Source organism: Candidatus Mycoplasma haematobovis (genome assembly GCF_001645765.1).
In the GTDB taxonomy this organism is placed as follows: Bacteria; Bacillota_I; Bacilli_A; order Mycoplasmatales; family Mycoplasmoidaceae; genus Eperythrozoon_B; species Eperythrozoon_B haematobovis.
In genome coordinates, this window is the sequence record NZ_LWUJ01000002.1 from 1 (window position 1) to 8,763 (window position 8,763).

The 8,763-nt window shown below is 28.8% G+C and carries 6 protein-coding genes; all 6 read right to left on the minus strand.

Annotated elements, in window-relative coordinates; translation table 4 throughout:
- Nucleotides 1-561, minus strand: a 561-nt coding sequence (locus A6V39_RS00065) for a restriction endonuclease subunit S (RefSeq protein ID WP_187149628.1), incomplete at its 3' end; no start/stop codon positions are given.
- A 77-nt stretch (nt 562-638) separates the two neighbouring features.
- Nucleotides 639-1,793 carry a restriction endonuclease subunit S gene (locus tag A6V39_RS00070; protein ID WP_187149629.1) on the minus strand — a complete coding sequence of 385 codons (1,155 nt, stop codon included), beginning with the start codon at nt 1,791-1,793 and terminating at the stop codon, nt 639-641.
- Between the two features lie 85 nt (nt 1,794-1,878).
- Nucleotides 1,879-3,138, minus strand: coding sequence for a histidine--tRNA ligase (gene hisS / locus A6V39_RS00075; protein ID WP_245633475.1), 1,260 nt, complete (start codon nt 3,136-3,138; stop codon nt 1,879-1,881).
- The gene (locus tag A6V39_RS00080) at nt 3,138-6,257 is read right to left on the minus strand and encodes a type I restriction endonuclease subunit R (RefSeq protein ID WP_187149630.1); all 3,120 of its coding nucleotides are present in this window, start codon (nt 6,255-6,257) and stop codon (nt 3,138-3,140) included. Before A6V39_RS00080 ends, hisS begins: the two co-directional genes overlap by 1 nt.
- A gap of 1 nt (nt 6,258) precedes the next feature.
- On the minus strand, nt 6,259-8,085 hold the full coding sequence (locus A6V39_RS00085; RefSeq protein WP_187149631.1) for a class I SAM-dependent DNA methyltransferase: 1,827 nt from the start codon (nt 8,083-8,085) through the stop codon (nt 6,259-6,261).
- 84 nt (nt 8,086-8,169) lie between these two features.
- On the minus strand, nt 8,170-8,763 hold a 594-nt coding region (locus tag A6V39_RS00090), incomplete at its 5' end, for a restriction endonuclease subunit S (RefSeq protein WP_222702660.1).

Sequence of the window (8,763 nt, forward strand, 5' to 3'; positions counted from 1 at the left end):
TTGCTTCTTTGCTTCTTCAATCTGCCTTTGATAATTTTCTATTAATAAGTCATAAGTAGATAAGATCTTTCCTATTTTTTGTTGAAGTTCAAATGGAGGATTTGGAAACGGGATTTTAAGAATTCTGTCCAAAGTTAACTCTTTTGTGGCGGAAACGGCGGATGAAATTACATTGCATAACTTCTTTATTTTGCTGTAATTAAAACAATATTTTATAAATTTGGGATCTGAGACATTTTTGAATGAATTAAAGCCAAATAAGTGAGCACTTAAGCAGGTGGGATTCTTTAAAATTACTGCGTCTCCTATTCGGCCATGATTGGTAATGCACACAGTATCTTTTTTAAACTGCTTGCTTTGTAATATTCCTAATTTGTTGTAATACTTAGTTAATTCAATTGGATGTAATTTATCATTTTGACAATTTAAAGTTTGCAAAAACGGCACACTTCCGCCTTCAAATAAACAAGTATCATACTGAGGATGATGTTTTTGTATTCCCTTTTCTAAAATACCTAACTTATTTAAAGAAACTTGCTCTCAAACAGACAAAATAATCAAAAATGCAAATCCTTATCCTGAACTTCTAAAAAATCAAATTTTATATCCAACAATTCTTTGTTATCTATCTTGTTTTTTTAATTTAAATTGTCTGCTTGCTTGAATAATAAATTTAGCAAATCATCTCTAATTTTTTCGCATCTTCGCATCTTCGCATCTAATTTTTCTATTTTTGATTGTATATCCTCACAAAAAATATTAAATTCTTGTAAACAATTATCATTGGGAATTACTAAATCAATATTGCTTAAAATTTCTTTACTTAGATGTTTAATAGTTGTCCCAACTACCATCTTATTTAAATTAACCAACTCCTCTTTCAAATTCAAAAATAATAAGCACTCCATTCTTAAATCCGATGTAGTTAATATGAATACATCTGTCATTGCTTCAAATTTACCACGATATTTTTTTGCTACAAAATTTCCGCCTGAAGCAACCAATATAGCTGAAATATCATAAGAAAAATCAATAGATTTTTGAGTTTCAAAAGAACAAGTAAAAAATGGATATTCTCCATTAGGATTGGCATATCCTGCCGGTTTCTTTCCTTTTTGGATTGTTGCAATATCCTTAAGCTTTAATTTTTTTCATCCTTCTGGCAAACCATCTTTAATCTCATACTTTTCATAATTAGGAAATCTAAGATTAATAAATCATTCCTTGTAAAGGTCTGATCTTAATTTTTCAAGTAATTCAGTTTGTTTTTGATGATTTTCAATTAATTCATCATAAGCTGAAAGAATATCACCAATCTTCTTTTGAGTTTCAAAAGGGGGATTAGGGAATTTAATGGTCAATAACCTTTCAGAAGTTAAGGATAATCTAGTAGTTCCTGCTTGAGCTACTGAAATGCACTCCTTTTTTATGGAGGAAAAATCAAAACAATATTTTATAAATCTAGGACAAGAAATACCTTCATAGGCATTAAATCCATGTACATGGCAGGATAAACAAGAAGGTTTATTTAATAATGCAGAATCTGCAATATTACCTTCACTAGCAATACAAACTGTATTAATAGGAAAAAGCTTTCCCTGCTCTAAGCCTTTTTGGTTGTAATATCTACGTATTTGTCTTACAAACAGTTTAGCTTCTTTAACATCTTGTGTTTCAACAAAAGGAATGGTGCCTTTTCAAAATAAATTTGGATCGTTTTTTGGATAATGCGTTTGTCTTCCCCTGCTAATAAAGCCTAATTTATCTAAGGTTGCTAATTCTCAGGCTGACAAATTAATTTATTTAAAATTTTTGAATATAAGCTTTTTTATTAAGCTTGTTAATAAAAAACTTTAAACTTTATTTTGAATTTATTTCCTAAAAAATTAAAGGAATGAGTTTATTTATTGCTTCTTCATTAAATTCAAAAAAGTCTCCTTCTTTTTCACTTCCTAAAAACTTCAAAGTAATTCCTTGTTGTTCTTGTTCTTTAGCGCCATAAATAAGCATTACTTTTGATTCAGTTTGTAAAGAAATTTCAAAATGCTTATTCAATTTAACAATACTAAAGTCTGCCCAATAAACTATATTATGTTTCTCAAAAACCTTTAATAATCAATTTAATTTAGCATCCAAACCAACAAGACTAGCTATATATATAGGGGCTACCTCTCTATTTTTTCATACATAATTCTCTTTTTCCAGAAGGAATTTAAATCTTTCTATTCCTATTGCTAATCCCAAAGAAGGAATTACAGAATTATTAAATTTACAAAAGAGTTCATCATATCTTCCTCCAGCAATTACTGTTAATTCTTTATACTTTCACTCATAAATTAAACCTGTATAGTAATCAATTCCTCTTACTAAATTAGTATCTCATTCAAAAACCATATCAAAATCTTTCTGCAATCGTTCTTTAATATTCTCTATCTGCTCTTTCTCTTTACTATCTAAAAATTGTTCTATTTTAGGAGCATTTTTTACTATTTCCAATTTTGAATCCTCTTTATCATCCAATATTCTTAATGGATTCTTATTAATTCTTTCTCTAGAGTCCTCAGACAATTGATCTCTATATTCCTCAAAATATTTCTTTAATTCTTCATTTCATTTAATTTTTGTATCTTTAGAGCCTAAATAATTAATATGAAGTGTTAATGCTTTATTAATTCCAAAACTCTCTAATAATCTATTAATTAAAGCTATTTGTGAAATATCTGCTTCAATTGGAGCTGAATTAATCTCCTCAATACCTAATTGAATAAATTCTCTATATCTTCCTTCTTGTGGCCTTTCATAGCGAAAATATGTACCTAAATAATAAAATCTCTTATTATTAGTCGACTTAGAGTTAATACAAAGGAAGCGATTCTCTACAATAGCTCTTGCTACAGATGCTGTGTTCTCCGGCCTTAATATATATTTACCTCCCTCAATTCTAAAAATCTCTTTATTGGATAATAAATATTCTTCTTCTGTTCCTAAAAATACTTCTTTGTGTTCGAAAATAGGTGTTCTTATTTCTCTATAGCCTGCTAACTCAAGAAAATTCTTAATATTACTACATATCTCATTTAACTTTTGTAGCTCTTCTCCAAAAAGATCTTTAGTTCCTCTCGGCCTCTGTAACCTCATTAAATCTGAGGTTCAAAATACAATAAGTTCTTTTGGTAAATATTAAATAAATATGAAAACAAAGCTTCTCTTAAAGTAAATAGAGCTTGTTCTGTAAGCTTACAAGGACAATGAACAAAAAGACTTTCTTTAATAAAGGATAAGAGCTCACTCTTTGTGGACTCTTTTTCAAAAAGATCATGAGTATTTGAAATTTGTTCTCTAATAGAAAAGAAAAAACTTTCACAAAAATCCTTTAATCTTTGCAAAATTTCTTCTGAACTTCATTCTTTACAAATATCGTAAATAGCTAAAGATTGTACATTTGAAAAACCTTCTTCTTTATGTCTAAATTGTTCTTTCTTTCATTTTTGAAAAACAATTCCTAGTATTTGTGGAAAGAGTTCTTCTAATTTATCAGGATCTATAGCCTTATTTCACTCTTCAATAAGCTTATTGTACTCATTAAATAAATTAAATACACTAGGATTTAAATCTACAGCTTTCTTTAAATCAGCTTCAAAACTTTCTCTAATTTCATTAACTACACTTCTTTGCCTATTCGAATCTATTACTAAACTACTTATTAACTTTATTTCTGTATTACTAATCTCCTTTGAATAATTCTCTTTATTAACATCTGACTTTACATATTTTTGAATAATAGCAAATAACTTAGTTATTAAATCATCTTTTGAAACTCGTGAACTTCTGGCATGTAATTGTTCATAAATAGCTTTAATAGTAGTAAATTTATCCCTATATATTTCAGAAAGATCTTGTCTAAGTATGTATTTAAATTCATTAATTAACTGCCAATAATATCTATCGAATTTATCTTTAATATCTCCTCGTAATAATATTTCTTTACTATCTGATAATAATTCTTTCTTAATTTCTCGATCTTTTTCATTAATAAATTTATCCAGAAAAATGCCTTGTTCTTTAAGAAATATTTCAATTTCATCAATAAGAGCTACAACTTTTTGTGCTATCTCTTTTGTAGAACTAGTAGTAATTAATGCTCTCTTATGAACAGCAGACCATTGCTTTAGTGCATCAGCCAATGCTGCAAAACAATTCATATAATCTACAATCACTCCATATTTCTTTCCCACATACATCCTATTAGGTCTCGCAATAGCCTGCATTAAAGTATGGGCTTTAAGAGGCTTATCTAAAAATAAAAAGGATAAACATGGAACATCAAAACCTGTAAGTCACATAGCACATACAAAAACAACTCTTAAATTATCATCTTTATCCTTAAATCTATCCTCTACTGACTTCTCTTTTTCTTTCCTCTCAGGTATTTCAATATTTGAACCATAAACACTAAATATCTCTTCTTCATCAAAAACATCATTGCTAACTACTATCTCAAAATCAGTTTCATCCATTAATCTAATTCTTTTTTCAATAACCTCTCTTTCAGAATCTGCTTGTTTAGGCAAAGAATCAATTAAATTTTGCTTTTCTTTATTCCAATATTCCTTTACATAATTCTTCATCAATACACATGCCTTCCTATTAAGACATACATACAAGGCTTTCCCCAAATCCAATTTAGCTGAATAATAAGTAACAAAATCTTGAGCATTCTTTCTTAATCTATCTTCCATCATTCACAAATACTTATTTTGAGTTATTCTTTTCTGCAAATTATTCTTCTCTTCCAATGTTAAATTAGGCTCTTCCAATAGAGATGTAACATCTATATTGATTTCAGGATTAACAATATTTTGATTTTTGCAAGCTCTATTTTCGTAAATTAAAGGTACTGTAACTTTATCCTCTATAGCTCTAAGAAAGTCATACTGAGAAATATAATCTCCAAAATATCTTGCTGTTATTTGTTCATCATGTAGTAATGGTGTTCCAGTAAAGCCTATTCTTGAAGCTGTAGGTAAAAAACGATACATGGCTTCCGACATTTCACCATATTGAGTTCTGTGGGCCTCATCAGCAATAATTATTATTTCTTTATCTGATTCAATAGGAGTAAAATCAGCATTACCAAACTTATGTATTAATGAAAATACATAACTATGTTTCTCTCTTAACTTCTTCTCCAAATCCTTCTTATTCTCAACAATACAGTTATTATCTCCCCCTAAAACACCACAAGAAACAAAAGTATCATAAATCTGCTTATCTAATTCTCTCCTATCTGTAAGAATTACAAAAACTGGAGAACCACCACACTTTCTCCTTATTTTTTCAGCAAAAAACATCATTGAATAGCTCTTTCCACTTCCTTGTGTATGTCAAAATGTTCCTAATCTTCCTTGATTTGCATGTCTACGTCTGTAACTTTCAAAAGCTAAATTAACTCCTAAAAACTGATGATTACGAGCAACTATTTTGGAAATATTATTGTTAGACTCTGAAAATAAGATAAAATTTTCAAATAAATCAAGGAAATTATCTTTATCACAAACACCCCTTAAAAGATTTTCTATTTTTGTATCTCTAGGTGCATCCTCTGTTAATCTTTGCCAATCCTTAAAGAATTCATATTTACTACCTACTTCCCCTATTTTTGTATTTAAGCCATTAGAAAAAACACAAAAAGCGTTGTAGGCAAATAACTGTGGAATTTGTTCTAAATACTTTAAATAATTTACACTGTATGCTCCTTGAACATCAACTTTATGTGCTTTAAACTCCATAAATAATAAAGGCAGTCCATTAACAAAACCTAATAAATCTGGTTTGCATAAATACTCAATATATGAACCCTTGATATGTAGTTGTGATACAGCAGTAAATAAGTTATTTTCTGAATTACTAAAATCAATAAGTATTGCTCTTCTTTGCTCAAATATTCCCTGTTTCTTTACAGTTACATTAATACCATCTCTTATTAAATAGTACTTATTACGATTATTTCTTAAATTAAATTTATTAAAGTTACCTTCCTCTAATTTATTAATTATTTCAATTATTTGAACATCATTAATTCAAGGATTTAATCTTCTTAAAGCTGAAAATAAATCATCTATTAATAATGGGCTCTTTTCAGAACCTCTTCACCTAGAAACTTCAGTAGCCCTCCTTATTGTTCAACCTAACTCATGCTCTAAAAGATTTAAAGCAGATTTTTCAACTAACTCTTTTTCAGAATAATCAGAATCCATACTATTTTTTCCATAACTCCATATTTCTTTGAATTCTTGCCATTAATTCATTAGATTCTCTTTCTAAATCTGCTAATTCTCTATGCATATTCTCCATTCTTTGCATAAAGCTTGCTTCATCTTCTCTTTCTTCTTCAGAAACACCAACATAAATACCAGGAATTAATGAATAATTCTTCTCTCTTACTTCTTTGAGATCTACTGCTTTACAGAATCCTAAAATATTTTTGTATTCTCCTTCTCCAAATTTTGAATAAATTCAATGATATTCTTTAGCAATTAATACACCATTCTCAAGATTTCTCTGTTTTTCATCTCAAAACTTCTTAATTTGTTTTTTATGTTTTCCAGCATTATCAATGGAAGCTTGACTATCAGCAATTAATTCTTCTTTGTAATTTTCAAAAGCCTCTAAATAATTATCATTCTCTACATTAATTTCAAATTGTGTTGCTAAATTTTTTAATTCACTTCTATACTCTTTAAGTAGTGCTCTATATTCCTCTTTTTGACCTCTGTAAAGTCAAACAACTGCATTTAAATTCTTAAGTTGTCAATCATTTCAAATATTCTGTTTATCTCCTAAAGGAGTAAAGTATTCTGAAGCATCTATAAACAATATCTTATCTTCATGTTCTGGTAATTTTTGTTTATTAAAGAATCACAAAGAACAACCAGCTTTAAATCCACTTTGAAAAAATTTAGGCGCAACATTAATTAATAAATCAACATGTTTAGTTTCAACAATTTTGCTCCTGAATTGATTATCACCACCTCCCATAGCAATGGAAGGCATTACAAAACCAGCCTTTCCTTTTTCATTTAAGTAAGAATAGAAATAAGAAACTCAAAGAAAGTTGGCATTTGAAATTTCTTTTTTACTTACTTTAGGTACCCCAAAAGGTAACCTTCCTGCTGCAATAGCTGATGCAGCATTTACACCATCAACATTGAAGGGTGGATTTGCTAATACATAATCACATTTACCATCTAAATTAAATGGATCGTAAAAATAAGTGTTTCCTACATCGCCATAAGCAACCTTACCATTTAAACCATGAATAATAATATTCATCAAACATAACTTAGCGTGATAATCTATCAACTCATGTCCATAGAAGGTCATTAACTTACTACAATCTAGTTTATGTTTTTCCATATAATTCTTAATTTGAACAAACATACCACCACTACCACAGGCAGGATCTAATACAGTACCTCTTTTTGGTTCCAATACATTAACAATCATTTGCACTAATGATCTTGGAGTAAAGAATACACCTTTATCGCTCTTTGATCCGTGATCAAAGTTTCCTAGAAAATATTCATAAACTTCACCCAAACAATCAGTATCATTATCAATATCTTCTCTAGCAAATACCTCTAATAAATTCCTAAGAATAGAATCTGACAACTTATTGTATTCTTTGTAAAGAATTCCAGCCAATTGTTCAGATCTCTCCTCAATTAATGACATTGCATTGTTTAAGACCTCACCCAAACTTTGCATAGTTTGGTAATTGTTGTTATTTATTCTCTTTGAAGCAATATCAGCAGGTAAAGCTTCAATTCATTTAAATTGTGCTTCTTCTGGCAATTTAATTGCTCCCATTCTTACAAAATCATGCTCATCTATAGGACAAGCAATTCCATCCTTAACTAATCTATTCTTATTTATTTTTGCTTCCGCATCCTTAAAACGTAAATACATATATTTAAGGAATATGATGCCTAAAACAGGCATACAATATTCATTAGACTTCAAACTTGAGTTAGCTCTAAGATCATCACACAGCTTTCAAAGCTCCCTCGCCAACTGAGACTTCATAAATCAATAAATTATATTAGTGCAAAAACAATTAACTTAAATACACAGAATTAATAACTTTAAGAATTACTGAAATAATTTAGATTAATTTATCTCAAGATTTTGACTATAAATTCTTTCTACTAATTCCCACTTAATAAACTGAAAATCATTTATTAGCTTAGATAAGTTATCTATTTGTTTTTGAATAGGTTCAGCAAATTTATTGAATAAGTTTAATAGATTATCTGGAGGGAGAGGGACTTCAAAATTTCTTAAGTCTCCCAAACATAAACCAGTAATACCAGTGCCTCTTGAAATTCGATCAAATATTGGAATGGAATATTTTATGATTTCAAGCAATCAAGAAATATATTTATGGCTAGCGTCAAGAACATAAACATGACCAGTGGCATTAAATTTTCCAGAAAAATATTTAATATGTCTTGCTCCATCTGCAATTAATATTAAAGCTTCTTGATCAAAAGAATATTCATTTATTTTTTGTGTTTCTTTAGATCCAGTGAAGAATGGATAAAGCCCATTATCTATTGCATCTCCTGCTAATTTTTTTCCTTTCTTAAAAGTAACAAAATCTTTAAGTGGTAGTTTTTTTCAATTAGATGGAGTGGTATTTATGTTCTTGGGAAATTTATGATGTACGAATCATCTCTCAAACAACTTGCTTCTTTGCTTCTT